Genomic DNA, 16,889 nt, shown 5'->3' with positions numbered 1-16,889 from the left:
CCGGAACGGACTGGCAAGGGCGCCCCGGCACACGTCTCCTACCAAGGATCGCCGTCACCACGCTGCGATCGGGTCATGATCTTGTCTCAAGGTCGTGACAATCAGCAGGACGCGATCGCGCAGATCTTCCCGAGCATCTTCTTCGCGTCCTTGGTCTGCGCCGCGAAGTCCGCCGCGGCCGGCTTGCCCCACTCCCCCGCCTGCGAGTAGAGCACCAGGGCGGTGCCTCTGCGCGAGACGATCGCGCGTTCGCCGCCGATCGCCGGCTTGCGTCCCGCGTAGCTCTGCCCGGTCACGGCCAGACCCTCGTCACCGAGCTTGACGGCCTTGCCCGAGTATCGGTACTCCGACCCCTCGGTCTTGATCGACCCGCAGGCCCGCAGCGCCGCCCTGAGCTCGGCCAGCGCCTGCGTGGCCTGGTCCTTGGTCGCGTAGAGGATCACCTGCTCGGACTTCTGGAAGTCGGGCACCGCCGTGTAGACGATCGTGCGGGCGGCGACGCGTCCAGCCGAGGCCAGTGCGGACTTGTCGCACGGGTTCACGGTCAGCTTGGCCGTGGCCCGCCGGTTGACGGCCCAGTTCGTCTCGGGGTCGTTGTCCTTCTTGGCCGCCGCCTTCTCCCAGAGCAGGAAGCCCTTGGGAATGGTGTCGGCGGGGGCGGCGCCCAACACGAGAGCGCCCGCGAGCAGGAGGGTGGTCATCACACTTGGTCAGACGCCCGAGGTGATCGAATGGTTCAAAATAGCTACATGAGCGACGAAGAGATCCGGCGAGTCCTCGGGCTCCTCCACCAGGACACGACGTTGCGCGCCTTCGCCGCGCTGGTGCTGGGCGAGCCGCCGCAGGCGGATGACGACGTCCTGGAACGGCTGGAGCGCGGCGGCCTGGCCGTACGACGGGAGGACGGGAGCTGGGCGGCGCGGCCCGAGCGCTTCCGCGAGCTGTTGAAGGCCGCGGCGGCGCCGCCGCGGGCGTTGACGCAGGAGGAGCGGGTACTGCAGGCCTTCATCGTCGACGGGCGGCTGAAGGAGATCCCCGCCAAGCACGAGAAGCGGCTGGTGGTGCTGCACCACATCGCCAGGCTGTTCGAGCCCGGCGTCCGCTACGCCGAGAAGGACGTGAACGTGGTGCTGCGCGCCTTCCACCATGACTTCTCCGCGTTGCGCCGCTACCTGGTCGAGGCGGACCTGCTGAGCAGGGACGCCAACGTCTACTGGCGCAGCGGCGGGCAAGTCGACCTGTAGCCGGTACGGCGGGCCGGATCCGGCCCGCCGTACCGAAGAGGAGACCTACGAACCGAAGTACTTCTTGGCCCCGTCGTGCAGCAGGACGGGCTCGGTCTTCACCGCCGTCTCCTTGGTGATCTCGGTGGCCGCCTTCGTGACCGCGACCAGGTCGGCATGGTGGTCGAAGATCAGCTTCGTGATGCTCTCGGCCAGCGCTGGGTCCATCTTCTCGTTGACGACCAGCAGGTTCGGCACGACCACGGTGGCCACGTCGGCCGGTGACTGGTAGACGTCCTTGCCGATGCTGCCCGCCGAGTAGACCGGGCCGTGCTCGGCCTGCAGCTTGGGCAGCACGTCGTCCAGCGGCACGAAGACCGCCTTGTCCTTCATGGTCGTCGTCAGGTCGGTGATGCCTGGCGTGGGCAGCCCGCCCGACCAGATCAGCGCGTCGATCCCGCCCTCCTTCAGGGCCGCCACGCTCTCCGGCAGACCGAGGGACTGGCGGGTGACGTCCTTGTCGGGGTCGAGGCCCGCCGCCTTGAGCAGGCGCAGCGCGATCACCTCGGTGCCGGAGTTGGGCGAGCCGGTGGAGACCCGCTTGCCCTTGAGGTCGGCGATGCGCTTCACGCCGGACTCGGCGGAGGCCGCGACCTGGGTGTAGTTGTTGTAGAGGCGGGCCAGCGCCCTGATCGGCTGGGCGGAGGAGAAGGCGCCCTTGCCCTGCACCGCGTCGGCCGCGGAGTCGGCGAGGGTGAAGCCGAGGTCGGAGTCGCCCTTGGCCACTCGCTGGATGTTCTCCACCGACGCGCCGGTCGCCTCGGCCGTGGCCTCGTAGCCCGGCAGGTTCTTGCCGATGAGGTCGGCCAGGCCGCCGCCCATGATGTAGTAGACGCCGGTGGTGTTGCCTGTCGCGATCGACAGCCGTTTCCCGCCGCCCCCTGCCTGCTCTGTTCGTTCGGCGCCCCTGTCGCCTCCGCAGCCGGCCAGGGCCACGACCACCGCCAAGAACGCCGCGGACAACAACCTCATGTGCGTCTCCTCACTAGGTGTACTGCCAGCGCCAGCAGCGCGAGACCCGCGCCGATCGCGATCGGGACGGGCGACAGCACCAGGAGCAGCAGCGCCGCCACCGCGCACAGGACCCGCTCGACGAGGCCCGCCAGCCCGCCTGTGGCCACCGCGAGCACCGCGACTGCCAGCACCGACGCGGCGAACGTCCAGGCGATCTGCCACAGACTCCCCTGCCCCAGCAGCGCGCCTCCAGCCGGGGTCAGCACGAACGCGAACGGCACCAGGAAGGCCGGCAGGGAGTACTTCCACGTGGCGAGCATGGTGCGGTAGGCGTTGCCGCCCGTGATCGCCGAGGCGGCGAAGGCCGACAGCGCGGTCGGCGGGCTCACCTCCGACAGCACCGCGTAGTAGAAGATGAACATGTACGCCTCGGGCGCGCTCACCCCGAGCTTGGTCAGCGCGGGCCCGATGATGACGGCCGCGATCACGAACGACGCCGTCACCGGCACGGCGAGGCCGAGCAGCAGCACCGCCACCGCGCACAGCACGGCTGTGATGGCCAGGTTGCCGCCCGACAGCCCGACGATGAGCGAGCTGACCTTCAGTCCGAGCCCGGTCAGCGTGACGACCGCGACGATCGTGCCGGCCGCCGCGCAGGTGGCCGCGACCGGCAGCACGCCCTTGACGCCCGTGGCCAGCGCCTCGGCGGCCCTGCGCGGGGTGAGCCGGTGCTCGGGGTCGAGGAACGACAGCGCGAAGGCCAGCAGCGTGGCGTAGACGACGGCGCGGAACGGCGACTGGCCGAGCGCCATCAGGATGATGATCACGAAGAGCGAGCTGAAGTGGTAGCCGAAGCGCCTGACCAGAGGGCCGAGCCTGGGCGCGTCGACGGCGACGGCGTGCGTGTGGTACTTCCTGGCGTCCATCTCGATCGCCAGGAAGATGCCCAGGTAGTAGAGCACGGTCGGGATGGTGGCGTAGAGCAGCACCTGCAGGTAGCTGACCCTGAGGTACTCGGCGATGATGAACGCCGCGGCGCCCAGCGTGGGCGGCGACAGGATCGCGCCGATGCCGGAGGCGGCCAGCACGCCGCCGCCCTGCTCCCTCGGGTAGCCGGCCCGCTTGAGAATGGGCCAGGCCACGCTGCCGACGCTGACCGTGGTGGCCACCCCTGAGCCGCTGACCGTGCCGAGCAGGAAGCCCGCCATGGTCACCGTACGGCCGGGGGCCGAGCGGGACTTGCGGAAGGCGGCCAGTGACACGTCGACGAAGAACTTGCCCGCGCCCGAGGCCTCGAGGACCGCGCCGTAGATCGTGAACAGGATGATGTAGGTGGCGGCCACGTCGAGCGGCACGCCGTAGATGCCCTCGGTGCCCATCGTGAAGGCGACGATGATGCGGTCGATGTCGTAGCCCCGGTGCCCGATCGCCCAGCCGATCGGGATCCAGCCGCCCCAGTAGGCGTAGGCGATGAAGGCCAGGCAGACGGCCGGCAGGATCCAGCCGACGGTCCTGCGCGTCGCCTCGAGCACCAGTGCCGTGATCGCCAGCCCGGCGACGATGTCGAGCGTGGTCGGGTCGAAGGCCCGCCTGATGAACTCGTCGAAGACCACCAGCGGGTAGAGGCACGCGACCAGCGCGAGCGCGGCGAGCGCCCAGTCGAAGACCGACGGGCGTCGCTTGTCGCGGCCGAAGCAGATGAACACCAGCGGCAGCACGACCGCGAGGAAGCCGATCCGGTACGGCTGGATCGCGCCGGGGAAGAAGGTCCACCACAGCACGTAGAGCGCCAGGCCGAGCGAGATGATGGTCACGACGGCCGAGACCCACCCGCTGAGCTTACGCACGGGTCGCTCGGCGTCGTATTCGGCGATCAGGTCCTCGGCGGAAGAGGCGCTCACGCTGGGCAAGTTACCCACGCGCACCGACGAAAAGTCAAGAGATCTTTGACGGTGATCTCTCCGGGGGGTCAGCCGCCGGAGATGTCGGACTCCGCGTCCTGGGGCACGACGCAGTCGTAGGGGTCGTCGAGCCAGCCGTCCGGCAGGTGCACTCTGTCGCGCTCGCCCGACTTGCCGCGAGGGGTGTCGGTGTTGGGCGGCCACGGCTGATCGCGGTCGAGTTCGGCCAGGCTCGCCCGCAGGCCGTCGAGCGACTCGGCCGTCGCCAGCTCGCGCCGCAGGTCGGCGCCGACGCTGAAGCCCTTGAGGTACCAGCCGACGTGCTTGCGGAAGTCGGCGATCGCGTAGCGCTCGGTGTCGAAGCACTCGGTGAGGCCCTCGGCGTGCCTGGCCATCGAGTCGGCGACCTCGCCGAGCGTCGGCCTGGCCCGCTCGGCGGAGCCGTCGAAGGCGTTCTCCAGGTCTCTGAACAGCCAGGGGCGGCCGAGGCAGCCGCGTCCGACGACGACGCCGTCGCAGCCGGTCTCGGCGACCATGCGCAGCGCGTCGTCGGCGCTCCAGATGTCGCCGTTGCCCAGGACGGGGATCTCGGTGACGGCCTCCTTGAGCCTTCTGATCGCCGCCCAGTCGGCGACGCCGCCGTAGTGCTGCCTGGCCGTACGGCCGTGCAGGGCGATGGCGGCCACGCCCTCCTCCACGGCGATCCGGCCCGCGTCGAGGTAGGTGAGGTGGTCGTCGTCGATGCCCTTGCGCATCTTCATCGTCACGGGCAGCGCGCCCGCGTTGCCCACCGCCGCCCGCAGGATCCGCCGCAGCAGATTCCTCTTGTACGGCAGCGCGGACCCGCCGCCCCTGCGCGTCACCTTGGGCACGGGACAGCCGAAGTTGAGGTCGATGTGGTCGGCCAGATCCTCTTCGGCGATCATCTTCGCCGCCCTGCCGACGATCTCGGGGTCGACGCCGTACAGCTGGATGCTCCTCGGCCGCTCGGAGTCGGCGAACCTGATCATCCGCATGGTCTTGGGGTTGCGCTCGACCAGCGCCCTCGTGGTGATCATCTCGCACACGAACAGGCCCGCGCCCTGCTCGCGGCACAGCACCCTGAACGGCGCGTTGGTGATGCCCGCCATCGGCGCGAGCACCACCGGCGGCCACACCTCGAGCGGCCCGATCTTCATGGCGGAACGCCACCCTCGCTTCCTGCGGCTGCTTCGACGGTCGGTTTGTTAAGTTCTAGCGCACCAGGGCCGGTGAGCGTTATTCGCGGATAGGGTGTGACCTGGGATCGACCTGCGACGTCGGGAGGCCGTGGATGCTCGTGCGACTGCGCGTCGCGCTGCCCGACAGGCCGGGCGCCCTCGGTCAGATCACCCGCGTGCTCGGCGCGGCGGGAGCCGACATCACCCAGGTCACTGTGCTGGAGCGGGGCGCGGGAAGGGCGCTCGACGACTTCACGCTCTTCTGCCCCGACGGCACCTCGAAGGAGACGCTCGCCAAGAGCCTGGCCGGCGTGCCGGGCGTCGCCGTCGAAGGCGTCTGGACCACCCGCGAGGCTCCCGGCACCTATCCCGAGCTGGAAATCCTCAAATACATCACCACGGCGGGCGACAGGGCGCTGTCCACGCTGATCGACTCCATGCCGGTGCTGTTCAGCGCCGACTGGGCGGCGGCCGGCACCGACACGCAGCCGCGCACCCTGGTCTACTCCAGCTGGCGCGCGCCGCAGCACGTTCCGTTGCCCGACGTCACGCCGCCCAGGCCCGTCGCCTCCACTCTCGAGTCCGGCCTGCACATCATCGCCGCTCCGCTGCCGCCGCTGGCGCTCACGCTGGTCCTGGCGCGCTCCGACGGTCCGGCCTTCCACCGCATCGAGGTTCACCGGCTGACCAGGATTCTGGAGATCTTCCTGACCCTGCCGTCCATCGAACGCAGCGTGGCCCGGCAGCTACGCCGCGGCGATGGATGACGCATGTGCTCGGAAACTCCGCTAGAGTTTCCTTGTCGCCGCGAACGAGCGGCAACGCGGAAGTGGCTCAGTGGTAGAGCATCACCTTGCCAAGGTGAGGGTCGCGGGTTCGAATCCCGTCTTCCGCTCGGAGAGGCCATCGCTGAAGGCCTCCCTCGGTGGAGTGGCCGAGAGGCGAGGCAGCGGCCTGCAAAGCCGTCCACACGGGTTCAAATCCCGTCTCCACCTCGGACGATTAGCTCAGCGGGAGAGCGCTTCCCTGACACGGAAGAGGTCACTGGTTCAATCCCAGTATCGTCCACCAGCACACCCCAGGCCCCCGGGCCTGGGGTTTTGTGTTTCGCCCGATTTAGATCTTGTCCGGCCTGCGGTCACCCGTCACGATGGTGCGGGTGACTCCCGAGGCCTTCTACCGCGACCCGTACCCCGTCTACGCCGAGGCCCGCAGGACGCGCGGCCTGACGTTCCTGCCCGAGCTGGGCGCCTGGCTGGTCAGCAGGCGCGATGACGTGCGCGAGGTGCTGAGCAGGCCCGAGCACTTCTCCTCGGCCCGCGCACTCAAGCCCGACTACCTGCCGGGGCCCGCCGCGCTGTCCGAGCTGGTCAAGGGCTTCGGCGGCGTCCAGGCGGTGCTGACCGCGGACGGCGAGGCGCACCGCCGCCTGCGCAGGCCGCTGACCCGGGGTCTGTCGCCCACCAGGGTGGCCGCGGCCCTCCCGTTCGTCACCAAGCGCGCCGAGGAGCTCATCGGCTCGTTCGCCGGCGAAGGCCGGGTCGAGTGGATGGCGGCCTACGCCAAACCGCTGCCGGCCGACGCGATCGGGCACCTGCTCGGCCTCGACCCCGCCGACGTTCCCGGCGCGATCAGCGGCGCGCAGCGGGCCGAGAGCCTGCTGTTCTCCCCGCTGACCGAGGCCGAGCAGGTCGAGGCGGCCAAGGCGGTCGTGGCCCTGCAGTACCTGCTCGACGGCTACGCCCGCGCCCGCAGGCAGGACCCGCGCGACGACCTGATCACCGAAATGGTCAGGGACCTGGCGCCGGGAACCGACGAGCTGACGCTCGACCAGCGCAAGGAGATCGTCTCCAACCTGCAGAACCTGCTGCTGGCCGGGCACCTGACCGCCACCGCGCTGCTCGGCACGCTGGTGCTCAACCTGCTGCGCGACCGCCGCCAGTGGGAGCTGCTGTTCGAGCGGCCCGAGCTGGTCCCGGCGGCGATCGAGGAGGCGCTCAGGTTCGAGGCGCCCATCCAGGGCTTCCGCCGTACGGTCACCACCAGCGTGACGCTGAGCGGCACCCAGCTGGACAAGGACGACGTGGTCTTCGTCTCCTACGCCTCCGCGGGCCGCGACGCCGACCTCGGCGCGCGCCCCGACGAGTTCGACATCACCCGCCCGCCGATGCGGCAGCTGTCGTTCGGCCACGGACCGCACGGGTGCCCGGGCTCGCAGCTGGCCAAGGAGCAGGCGCGGATCACCCTGCAGACGCTGATGCGCGAGCTGCCGGACCTGCGGCTGGCCAGCGACGCGGTCGGCATGGTGCCCACGCTCGTCCACCGCTCCCCTGAGGCCGTTCACCTCACCTGGTGACGGCGCGCGTCCCCGCAGGCCGTACGGTCGGAACATGACAAACCAGAGCACCGATGTGGACGTGGTCGTGATCGGCGCGGGCCCGGCGGGAGAGAACGTGGCGGGCCGGGTGGTGCGCGGCGGCCTGTCCTGCGCCGTTGTCGAGGATCATCTCACAGGGGGCGAATGCTCCTACTACGCGTGCATCCCCAGCAAGGCGCTGCTGCGGCCGATGGAGCTGGCGGCTGAGGTGTCCAGGGTGCCGGGGCTGGCGCTCGACGGGCCCATCGACGTGGCCGCGGTGCTGAACGGCAGGGACAAAGCGGTCGGCCACCTCGACGACAGCGGGCAGGCCGACTGGATCACCAAGCTGCCGGCGACGCTGTCGCGCGGCAGGGGCCGTCTGGTGGGCGAACGCCTGGTGGAGGTGCGGGGCAAGGACGGCACGGTCACCACGCTGCGCGCCAGGCACGCGGTGGTGCTGGCCACCGGCAGTGTCCCCGTCGTGCCGCCCGTCCCCGGGCTGGCCGAGGCCCGCCCGTGGTTCAGCAGGGACGCCACCACGGTCCGCGACGTGCCCGCGCGCCTGGTCGTCCTCGGCGGCGGCGTGGTGGCCTGCGAGATGGCGCAGGCGCTGCACGCGCTGGGCGCCGCCGAGACGACGCTGCTGGTGCGCGGTGACGGCCTGCTGGGGCGGACCGAGCCGTTCGCCGGACGGATGCTGGCCGACTCGATGCGCGAGGCGGGAATCGACGTACGGCTCGGCGCCAAGGTCGTCCGCGTCGAGCGGGCCGAGGATGGCGGCCCGGTCACCGTCCACCTGGAGGGCGGCGACATCGTGGAGGCCGACGAGTTGCTCGTGGCCACGGGCCGCCGCCCCGCCACCGACGGCCTCGGGCTCGACCATGAGGGCCCGGTCGAGGTCGACGACAGCATGCGCGTGCCAGGCTCCGGCTGGCTGTACGCCGTGGGCGACGTCAACGGCCGCAACCTGCTCACCCACATGGGCAAGTACCAGGCCAGGGTGTGCGGCGACGTCATCGCCGCCCGCGCGCAGGGCAGGCCGGACGACGCGTCCTCGCTGCGCGACAGCGCCGACGGCAGGGGCGCGCCCCAGGTGGTGTTCACCGACCCGCAGGTCTGCTCGGTCGGCCGCACCGAGCGGGCCGCCCGCGCCGACGGTTTCGACGTGCGCGTGGTCGAATACGACATGGGCAACGTGGCGGGCGCGTCGCTGCTGGGCGACGGCTACACCGGGCGGGCCAAGGCGGTCGTCGACGAGGCGCGCGGCGTGCTGCTCGGCGTCACGTTCGTCGGCCCCGCCGTGGCCGAACTGCTGCACGCGGCCACGATCGCGGTCACGGCGGAGGTGCCGCTCGAGACGCTGTGGCATGCCGTACCGGCGTTCCCGACGGTCAGCGAGGTATGGCTGCGGCTGCTGGAGGAGTACGGGCTCTAAGCTTGTGACATGAGGGTCGCGCTGGTCCAGGGCGATATCACCGAGCAGCGGGTAGACGCTGTCGTCAACGCCGCCAACTCCTCCCTCATGGGCGGCGGCGGGGTCGACGGCGCCATCCACCGGCGCGGCGGTCCCGCCATCCTCGACGAGTGCCGCAGGCTGCGCGCCTCCCAGTACGGCAAGGGCCTGCCGACCGGCCAGGCCGTCGCCACCACGGCGGGCGAGCTCCCCGCCACCTGGGTGATCCACACGGTCGGGCCCGTCTACTCCGCCGAACAGGACCGCTCCACGCTGCTGGCCTCCTGCTACCGCGAGTCGCTCAAGGTCGCCGACTCACTGGGCGCGACCAGCGTGGCGTTCCCGGCCATCTCGGCGGGCATCTACGGCTGGCCGCTCGACTCCGCCGCCGCCATCGCCGTGTGCACGGTCAAGGCCGCGCACACGAACGTGGAGGAGATACGGTTCGTGCTGTTCGGCCACGACGCGTACTCCGCCTTCGAGCAGGCGGTCGACACCTCGGGGCCGACCAACGAGGAGATCGTCGCCAAGCTGGCCGCCCACCCCGCCGACCGCTGGCGCGAGGTGTTCGACACCGGGGACGTCGAGCTGCTCTACGAGCTCGACGTGGTGGTCGGCTTCAACTGGCCGCTCTGGCGGCGCACCACGACCGTCGACGTCGCCGAGGCTCCGGTGAGCGACGCCGTACGGCTGGCCACGTCGATCATCCGAGCGGAGCGGTTCGGCGGGCCCGCCGCCGACCCGGACACGCTGCGGCCGATCCTGGACCGGTTGCGCCGCTGGTACGAGACCGAGCGCCAAGCCTGACCCTCGACCGCCCGCCACACTCGCCGGGACGTCCTTTGGCGCCGGTCGCCACACTCGCCCGGACCTGACCCTCGACCGCCCGCCACACTCGCCGGGACGTCCTTTGGCGCCGGTCGCCACACTCGCCCGGCCTGACCTTCGACCGGCCGCACCACTGGGGTGGACCCCAACTCCGGAGCTGCCCCGCAACCGACCACCCCGCTCGCACGCGGCACAACACCGGGCCTGGCGACCGGGCGCGTCACTGGCCCAGGACTCGGCGCCGACGCGACCCGGCCCCCCGACCATGACGTGGCCACACTGGCAGCGCGAGACCACGACGGGCCACACCGACGGCGCCAGCCCCGACGGGCCACGCCGACGGTGGGAGACTGCGGCGGTGCACGCTTCCCGCGCGAGACAAGGGCGGCCATGCGGGCAGCGGGAGACCACGTGAGCAGCGCGGCTCGCCGTACCGACATCGGGGCCGCGGCGGGCGCTACGAGCCCAGGTCGCGGACCACGTTGTCGAGCCGGTGCGCGAGCGTCTCCAACTGCTGCTCCGTGGCGTGCTCGCCGGGGACGAACTCCCGCAGGTCCGCCTTCCTGGCGATGACCAGACCGCGGTGCGCCTCGTCGATCTGGTCGCCGGGCATCACCACGCAGTCGCCCCGCACGAACACCAGGGTCGCGTCAGGGTCTGCGGACTCCAGCAGCTGCCGGACACACTCGGTGTCGATGAGCGGCATCGTCGGCCTCCCCGCTCCATAGAACATGACGGCGACCAGCTACCCGGTTTCCGGCGGAAAACGCGTTCGCGGTTAAGCGCGAGCCGCTTCGCTCTCGGGGCTTCCCATTCCGGCTCTGGCGAGCCGCTGCGCGGTGGGCGTCGCGGCTTCGGCGTGGAGGGCCGCTGCGCTTGGGGCGTTACCGGCCTTGGTGTGGAGGGCCGCTGCGCTTGGCGGCGTTCCCGGATTTTGTCAGCGGAGGGTGGCAAGCTGACTACATGCTCACCACTCAGTTCCTTTCAGGTGCACCCAACTGGATCGACCTCGGCGTTCCCGACGTCGAGCGGGCGGCCGCCTTCTACGGTGGTGTCTTCGGCTGGTCCTTCCATTCGGCCGGTCCCGACAGCGGCGGCTACGGCTTCCTCCAACTGGACGGCAAGACCGTCGCCGCCCTGGGTCCGCTCATGGACGAGGGGGCGGTCGCGGGCTGGACCACCTACTTCGCCACACCTGACGCCGACGCCACGGCCAAGCTCGTCGAGCAGCACGGCGGCACCGTCCGCATGGAGCCGTCCGACGTCTTCACCGTGGGCCGGATGGCCCACTTCACCGACCCGGCCGGCGCGGAGTTCGCCGTGTGGCAGGGCGCTGACATCAGGGGCCTCGGCCTGGTCACGGAGCGGGGCTCGCTCGGCTGGGTAGAGCTCCACGTTCCCGATCCCGCCGCGGTCCTGCCGTTCTACCAGGCCGTCTTCGGCTGGAGGGTCGAGACCATGCCGATGGGCTCGATGGACTACCTGGTGGTCTCGACCGCCCAGGGCGACAATCCGGCCATCGGCGGGCTCGTGCCGCTGGAGGAGGGCGGCAAGCCCCGCTGGATGCCCTACTTCGAGGTGGCCGACTGCGACGCCACCCTCGCCCGCGCCAAGGAGCTGGGCGGCACCGTCGTCATGCCGGCGGAGTCGGTCGAAGAGGTGGGCCGCTTCGCGGCGATCAGCGACCCGTTCGGCGCCCAGTTCGCGATCATCGCCAGTGCCACCATGAGCTGACCAATGCCACGCAAGGTGGTCACCCTACGCCACCTGCGGAGATCGCCCATGCCACCTGGGATGATCGCCGCCCGCCGTTCGGGGTGACCACCGGCACCACTTGCCGTGGTGACCGACGCTGATTGCGCTGCCGTGGTGACCAACGCTGATTGCGCTGATCACCTCGGTGACGCCACCTGCCCTGATCAGCGGCGTCACCGAGGTGATCAGCCGTGCCACCTGAGGTGATCACCAGCGGCACCTCAGGTGGTCGCCCACACCACCTGGGGTGATCACCGGTGTCACCAGAGGTGATCGCCAAGGGCACCTGAGGCGGTCGCCCGTGCCGCCTGGGGTGATCACCGGTGTCTCCCGAGGTGATCGCCCGTGCCACTTGGGGTGATCGCCAGTGGCACCTGAGGCGGTCGCCCGTGCCACCTGGGTGATCACCGGGCCCGCCTGACTCGCCCGCCGTGTGGCGGTCAGATCGGCGGGCACTACCGCCGCCTTTCGGTTGTGCGGGCGTGCCCCGCCACGCACCATCGAGGTGCACACCCCGCCAACCGGAAGGTGCAAGCCGATGCCCCACCACCCCAACCTCGACCGCGAACTCGCCGCCGCGCTCGACCGGTTCGAGATGCCCTTTCCCGACGTGTCGACGCTCACGGCGGAGAACCTGCCCGAGATGCGGGCTCAGGCGGCCGCCGTGTACGCGTCCATGGCGGTCGACGACCCGCTCGTCACGATCGAGGAGCGGTGGGCGCAGGGTCCCGAAGGGGCTCCTGACGTACGGCTGCGCGTCCACCGTCCCGCCGAGCCCGCCAAGGGACCGCTGCCGTGCCTTTACTGGATCCACGGCGGCGGCATGATCGGCGGCTCGCCCGACGCCGACGACGCCCTCGCCGGGCGGTTCGTCAAGGAGGTCGGGTGCGTGGTCGTCTCCGTCGACTACCGCCTCGCGCCCGAGCATCCCGATCCCGCGCCGGTCGAGGACTGCTACGCGGGCCTGGCCTGGACCGCCAAGAACGCCGCCGAGCTCGGCATCGACGCCGCGCGCCTGGCGGTGGGCGGGGCCAGCGCCGGTGGCGGGCTCGCGGCGGGTACGGTGCTCCTGGCCAGAGACAGAGGCGGCCCGGCGGTCGCCTACCAGCTGCTTGTCTGCCCGATGCTCGACGACCGCGACGCCACGCCGTCCACGCTGGAGTTCGAGACCGCGGTCGTGTGGGACAGGGCGGCCAACGTCTTCGGGTGGACCGCGCTGCTCGGCGACCGCAAGGGAACCGATGACGTCTCGCCGTACGCGGCTCCGGCCAGGGCGAGCGACCTGTCGGGGCTGCCTCCGGCGTTCATCGACGTGGGCGAGCTGGAGGTGTTCCGCGACGAGTGCGTCACTTATGCGCAGCGGCTCGCGCAGGCGGGCGTGTCGACCGAGTTCCATCTGTACGCGGGCGCGTTCCACGGCTTCGACCTGATCATCCCCGAGACGGCGGTCAGCCGCCAGGCAGGCGCGGCCCGCATCATCGCGCTACGACGAGCCCTGCTGCCCTGACCGCCCCTGGGTGAGAGGCCCTACTGCTCAGACCCGCTGGCTGACGGCCCTGACATCCCTGCCAGCCCTGGTATGGCGGCCTGGTGTCCTGGTCGGTGCGCTGGTGTGAGGGTCCTTCTCGTTCGCGGGGCCCGGCATCGGTCCTGAGGTCAGGGTCGGTGCGCTGGTGTGAGGATCCTCTCGCTCGCGGGGTCCCGACAGTGGTCCTGAGGTCAGGGTCGGTGCGCAGGCGAGGGAGTGAACGAGGTGGGCGCGGAGACCGTGCCCAGGTCGGTGTGCAGGCGGGCGAGGGAGCGGGCGAGGTGGGCGCGGCGACCGTGCCTAGGTCGGTATGCAGGCGGGCGCGGCGACCGTGCCCAGGTCGGTGTGCAGGCGGGCGAGGTGACGGGGAGACCGTGCGCAGGTCGGCTCCAAGCTCGCTGGCGAGCCGTCCGTCCTCGGTCACGGCCTGCTCTGCGCCCGCCTTACTCCTGTCCCCTGGGGTCGGCCGGCGCACCGGAAGTCCCTGGGCACCGCCAGGCGAGTCCCGCCGGGGCGGGCATAGTGTTGTGGGACAAGTCCGTCTCGTCCCTGGGGGTTGTCTTGTCCGACCAGCAGCCCGATCCGTACGGCACGTCCGATCCGTACGGCCTGCGTTACCCCTCAGGGTCCTACGACTCCCCATCGAGCGCCCCGATCCCGTACGGCCAGCAGATTCCAGGGCCGTTCGGGCATCCCGCGGTGCCGCACACCAGGCAGCGCCTTCCCGTCCGGCGGCCGCCGCGCAAGGAGCCGGCGAGCTCGGTCGTGCTGTCGTTCTTCCTGCCGGGGGTGGGGTCGATCGTCAACGGAGACACCGGCAAGGGCGTCGGCATCCTCGTCGGGTCGTACGCGGCGATGTTCGTGGGGGTCATGCTGACGTTCGTGATCGTCGGCTTCCTGATCCTGCCCGTCGCCTTCGGCCTGTGGGTGTGGGGTCTCATCGACGCCTACCAGGGCGCTGTGCAGGCGAACCAGCGCAACGGCTACCCGGGATAGCCGTGCGGCCGTGACGTCGCCTGAACGCCAAGGCGTTGCCCGGCCTCCATGACGCGACGAGACGTCCGGCGTGCGCTCCCCCTACCGGGTTCGGCGATCAGGGGCTGACCTCGGCGACGTCCCGGACCCGGGGTTCGGCGGTCGCCAGCTCCGCTTGGCGACGCCGCGGACCCGGAGTCGGCGGTCACCGGCTCCCCTTGATGACGTCCCGGACCCGGGGTTCGGCGGTCACCGGCTCCCGTCGGCGACATCCGCCACCGGGGTTCGGCGGCCTCGCGACCGAGATCGACGGGCATCGGCTCCCCTGGGCGACGTCACGGCCGGGTCCGCAGGAACACCGGCTTCCCAAGTGATGTCGTGGTCGCTGGTGTGGGCCGCGTGTCCTTCTCCCCCTCCCGTGCGGCGATGCCGGCTCCACGCCACTCACGCGTGCGCGTTCTGTCGCCGTGCTGGACAATGCGCCGAGACCGCGCTCTCCCGCCAACCGGTCAGGCCGCCGACCGGTCAGGCCTCCGTCTGGTCCACATTGGTATGGCACCAGCAGCCCGGGGCTCTCGGCGAGCAGGCGGCGGGCGGCGGGCGGCCCCATGCCGCTGGTGCCGCCAGTTATGAGTGCCGATCGCTCATGTGGTCGTGCTTTGCGTCAGCTGTGTGATCATCCAGTCGGCGGCCGGCCCGAGCCAATCGGGCTGGGCATTGCCGAGCAGATGGTCGCCGTGGTCGATGAGGAGGTGTTCGCCGGATGGCGCGAGGCGGGCCAGCTCGCGGGAGTTGGTCACGCCGGGGATGAGGTCCTGGCCGCCGTCGACTGCCAGCAGCGGTACGGCGATGCGCGGGGCGAGCGCGCTCAGGTCCACACGTCCGGCGAAGTCCCGGGCGGCCGCGTGGCCACCGGCGCGCTGGGTCAGGGTGTCGTGCACGAACGGCGGCAGGGAGTCCCAGGTGAGGCGGAACGGGCCGCTGACGGTCAGCGTGGCCGCGACGCGCGGCTCGTGCGCGGCGCTCTCGGCGGCGTAGTAGCCGCCCAGGCTCATCCCGGCCAGGCCGACACAGGTGACGCCGAGGGCGTCGATGACGCGGCCGATCGTCTGGTGGTAGTCGGGGCGGATGGTGCTGGTCGCCGCGAGCACGCCCTGGCCGGGGCCGTCCATCGCGAACACCGCCACGCCGCGGCGCAGCAGGGCGGTGCTCAGGGCGTGGAACTCCTCCTTGCTGGAGTCCATGCCGGGGACGATCACCACCGTCGCCGCCGCGTCGGCCGGTCCGCGCAGCCAGCCCACGAAGTCGGACCCTTGCAGGCGTCTGGCCCCGGGTTCGGCCAGATCGAGGGAGCGGCCCATGGCGGCGTCCGACCGGGCGGCCGCCTTGGTCGCCAGGTCGCGATCGTGATGCGGCAGCAGGCATGCGAAGTGGAACCATCGGGCGGCCGCGCGGTAGTGGTCGGCCGCCGTGAGCGCGGACGTGGCCGCCTCCGCGCGGGCCAGGTAGTCTTCGCCGGCGCGGACGAAGCCGTCCGGCCAGTCGTCCAGCGAGGAGAGAGCGGCGGTGACCCGCAGGTAGTGGTGCGGGTCCAGGCCCGCGCCCGTGGCGCGGCTCAGGTTGGCGGCGGCGAACTCGGCGACGTTCATCGGGGGCAGCCCTCCATCAGACTCGCGGCCCGGTTGGCGGCGGCGAACTCGGCGACGTTCATCGGGGGCCACCCACCGTCAGTACGGCCTTGCCCCGCACGCGGCGTTCCCGCAGGTCGACCAGCACGGTGGCGGTGTCGGCCCAGTCGGCGACCCGCCCGATCTCCGGGTGCAGCCGCCCGCTTCCCACCAGCGTGACCAGGGTGTCCAGGTCCGGCCCGTACGGGGCTCCGGCGTAGTGGAAGTGCCTGATCACGGCGCCCTCCGGCCCGTTGAAGAAATCGAAGAAGTCCAGCGTCGCCGGAGTACGGCTGGCCTGGCCGAACCAGATCAGCATGCCGCCGGCGGCCAGCTTGCTCAGCGCCACGGGCAACGCCGTCCCTCCAGTGGACTCCAGGACCACGTCGAAGGGCCCCCGCGTCTCGCCCAGGTCGTGCACCACGTCGGCGCCCAGTTCGGCCAGACGGCGCCCGCGCTCCGGGGAGGCCGTCACCACCGTGATCTCCGCGCCGGCCGCGGCGGCCAGCTCGGTCAGGTAGTGGCCCACCCCGCCGGACGCGCCGGTCAGCAGCAGCCGCCGCCCGGCGACGGCGCCCGCGGTCCGGAGCATACGTAGCGCGGTGAGCCCGGCCAGTGGGAGGGCGGCGGCCTCGGTGGAGCCGATGGCGGGGGGCAGGACGGCGAGCGAATGCGTGGGTACGGCCACGTACTCGGCCCAGCCGCCGCACGGCGGATGACCCACGACCCGCATGCCCACTCCCGGGCCGGAGCCGTCGGCCGCGGCCCGCACCACCAGGCCGGCGACGTCCTTTCCTGGGCGCAGGTCCGGTCGCGGGTTCTCCAGCAGGAACGTCTCGCCCCGGTTCACCGAGAACGCCTCCACCCGCACCAGCGCCTCGTCCGCGGCCGGGACCGGCTGGGCGTCCTCGGCGAACTCCACGGGACGCGCCCGCTCGCCTGTGGCGATCAGTCTCTTCATGCCGCTCATGAAAGCGGCCCGGCTGC

The 16,889-nt window shown here is 71.4% G+C and carries 15 protein-coding genes, 3 tRNA genes and 1 pseudogene; 12 read left to right on the top strand and 7 right to left on the bottom strand.

The genetic code is table 11. From position 1 onward, the window contains the following. Positions 1-101: 101 nt before the first annotated feature. Positions 102-701 carry a hypothetical protein gene (locus ACFXJ8_RS18770; protein WP_379645171.1) on the bottom strand — a complete coding sequence of 200 codons (600 nt, stop codon included), beginning with the start codon at positions 699-701 and terminating at the stop codon, positions 102-104. 48 nt (positions 702-749) lie between these two features. Here ACFXJ8_RS18770 and ACFXJ8_RS18765 point away from each other — a divergent pair, with 48 nt between their 5' ends. Next, a complete protein-coding gene (locus ACFXJ8_RS18765; RefSeq protein ID WP_379645170.1) occupies positions 750-1,244 on the top strand; it encodes a DUF2087 domain-containing protein in 495 nt (164 codons plus the stop codon). Between the two features lie 45 nt (positions 1,245-1,289). Here the strand turns inward: ACFXJ8_RS18765 and ACFXJ8_RS18760 are convergent, their stop codons facing one another. The 3 genes from ACFXJ8_RS18760 to dusB form a co-directional block, all read right to left on the bottom strand. Continuing rightward, positions 1,290-2,255, bottom strand: coding sequence for a TAXI family TRAP transporter solute-binding subunit (locus tag ACFXJ8_RS18760; RefSeq protein ID WP_379645169.1), 966 nt, complete (start codon positions 2,253-2,255; stop codon positions 1,290-1,292). Continuing rightward, entirely contained in the window at positions 2,252-4,138 is a 1,887-nt protein-coding gene (locus ACFXJ8_RS18755; protein ID WP_379645168.1) for a TRAP transporter permease, read from the bottom strand. The genes ACFXJ8_RS18760 and ACFXJ8_RS18755 overlap by 4 nt, the downstream gene beginning before the upstream one ends. Positions 4,139-4,206: 68 nt before the next feature. Next, a complete protein-coding gene (dusB, locus tag ACFXJ8_RS18750; RefSeq protein WP_379645167.1) occupies positions 4,207-5,316 on the bottom strand; it encodes a tRNA dihydrouridine synthase DusB in 1,110 nt (369 codons plus the stop codon). Between the two features lie 134 nt (positions 5,317-5,450). On the opposite strand from dusB, the gene ACFXJ8_RS18745 reads away from it, so the two are divergent. The 8 genes and pseudogenes from ACFXJ8_RS18745 (at position 5,451) to ACFXJ8_RS18710 (ending at position 9,956) form a co-directional block, all read left to right on the top strand. Then, the gene (locus ACFXJ8_RS18745; RefSeq protein ID WP_379645166.1) at positions 5,451-6,104 is read left to right on the top strand and encodes an ACT domain-containing protein; all 654 of its coding nucleotides are present in this window, start codon (positions 5,451-5,453) and stop codon (positions 6,102-6,104) included. Positions 6,105-6,160: 56 nt separating this feature from the next. After that, positions 6,161-6,232: transfer RNA gene (locus ACFXJ8_RS18740), tRNA-Gly, on the top strand. 29 nt (positions 6,233-6,261) lie between these two features. Then, positions 6,262-6,332, top strand: a tRNA-Cys gene (locus ACFXJ8_RS18735). 1 nt (position 6,333) lies between these two features. Next, a tRNA-Val gene (locus ACFXJ8_RS18730) sits at positions 6,334-6,408 on the top strand. Positions 6,409-6,496: 88 nt separating this feature from the next. After that, complete coding sequence (locus tag ACFXJ8_RS18725; RefSeq protein WP_379645165.1) at positions 6,497-7,693, top strand: cytochrome P450; 1,197 nt, start codon at positions 6,497-6,499, stop codon at positions 7,691-7,693. Positions 7,694-7,727: 34 nt separating this feature from the next. Continuing rightward, positions 7,728-9,131 (top strand): dihydrolipoyl dehydrogenase family protein, encoded by a 1,404-nt coding sequence (locus tag ACFXJ8_RS18720; RefSeq protein ID WP_379645164.1) that lies wholly within the window; start codon positions 7,728-7,730, stop codon positions 9,129-9,131. A 9-nt stretch (positions 9,132-9,140) separates the two neighbouring features. After that, a pseudogene (locus tag ACFXJ8_RS18715) lies at positions 9,141-9,644 on the top strand (O-acetyl-ADP-ribose deacetylase); the annotation flags it as partial. A gap of 69 nt (positions 9,645-9,713) precedes the next feature. Continuing rightward, positions 9,714-9,956 carry a DUF6508 domain-containing protein gene (locus ACFXJ8_RS18710; RefSeq protein WP_379645307.1) on the top strand — a complete coding sequence of 81 codons (243 nt, stop codon included), beginning with the start codon at positions 9,714-9,716 and terminating at the stop codon, positions 9,954-9,956. Between the two features lie 478 nt (positions 9,957-10,434). Here the strand turns inward: ACFXJ8_RS18710 and ACFXJ8_RS18705 are convergent, their stop codons facing one another. Further along, on the bottom strand, positions 10,435-10,683 hold the full coding sequence (locus ACFXJ8_RS18705) for a hypothetical protein (protein WP_379645163.1): 249 nt from the start codon (positions 10,681-10,683) through the stop codon (positions 10,435-10,437). Between the two features lie 257 nt (positions 10,684-10,940). Between ACFXJ8_RS18705 and ACFXJ8_RS18700 the strand changes: the two genes are divergently transcribed. From ACFXJ8_RS18700 to ACFXJ8_RS18690, 3 genes are all read left to right on the top strand, one after another. After that, complete coding sequence (locus tag ACFXJ8_RS18700) at positions 10,941-11,711, top strand: VOC family protein (RefSeq protein WP_379645162.1); 771 nt, start codon at positions 10,941-10,943, stop codon at positions 11,709-11,711. A gap of 559 nt (positions 11,712-12,270) precedes the next feature. Continuing rightward, on the top strand, positions 12,271-13,239 hold the full coding sequence (locus ACFXJ8_RS18695) for an alpha/beta hydrolase (protein ID WP_379645161.1): 969 nt from the start codon (positions 12,271-12,273) through the stop codon (positions 13,237-13,239). A gap of 582 nt (positions 13,240-13,821) precedes the next feature. Continuing rightward, on the top strand, positions 13,822-14,256 hold the full coding sequence (locus ACFXJ8_RS18690) for a hypothetical protein (protein WP_379645160.1): 435 nt from the start codon (positions 13,822-13,824) through the stop codon (positions 14,254-14,256). 623 nt (positions 14,257-14,879) lie between these two features. On the opposite strand, the gene ACFXJ8_RS18685 is transcribed toward ACFXJ8_RS18690, so the two are convergent. Beyond that, a complete protein-coding gene (locus ACFXJ8_RS18685; protein WP_379645159.1) occupies positions 14,880-15,884 on the bottom strand; it encodes an alpha/beta hydrolase family protein in 1,005 nt (334 codons plus the stop codon). Positions 15,885-15,942: 58 nt separating this feature from the next. Continuing rightward, positions 15,943-16,863 carry a zinc-binding dehydrogenase gene (locus ACFXJ8_RS18680; RefSeq protein WP_379645158.1) on the bottom strand — a complete coding sequence of 307 codons (921 nt, stop codon included), beginning with the start codon at positions 16,861-16,863 and terminating at the stop codon, positions 15,943-15,945. Positions 16,864-16,889 lie beyond the last annotated feature (26 nt).

The organism is Nonomuraea sp. NPDC059194, from assembly GCF_042754765.1.
In the GTDB taxonomy this organism is placed as follows: domain Bacteria; phylum Actinomycetota; class Actinomycetes; order Streptosporangiales; family Streptosporangiaceae; genus Nonomuraea.
This window is presented reverse-complemented; position numbering and strand designations above follow the sequence as displayed.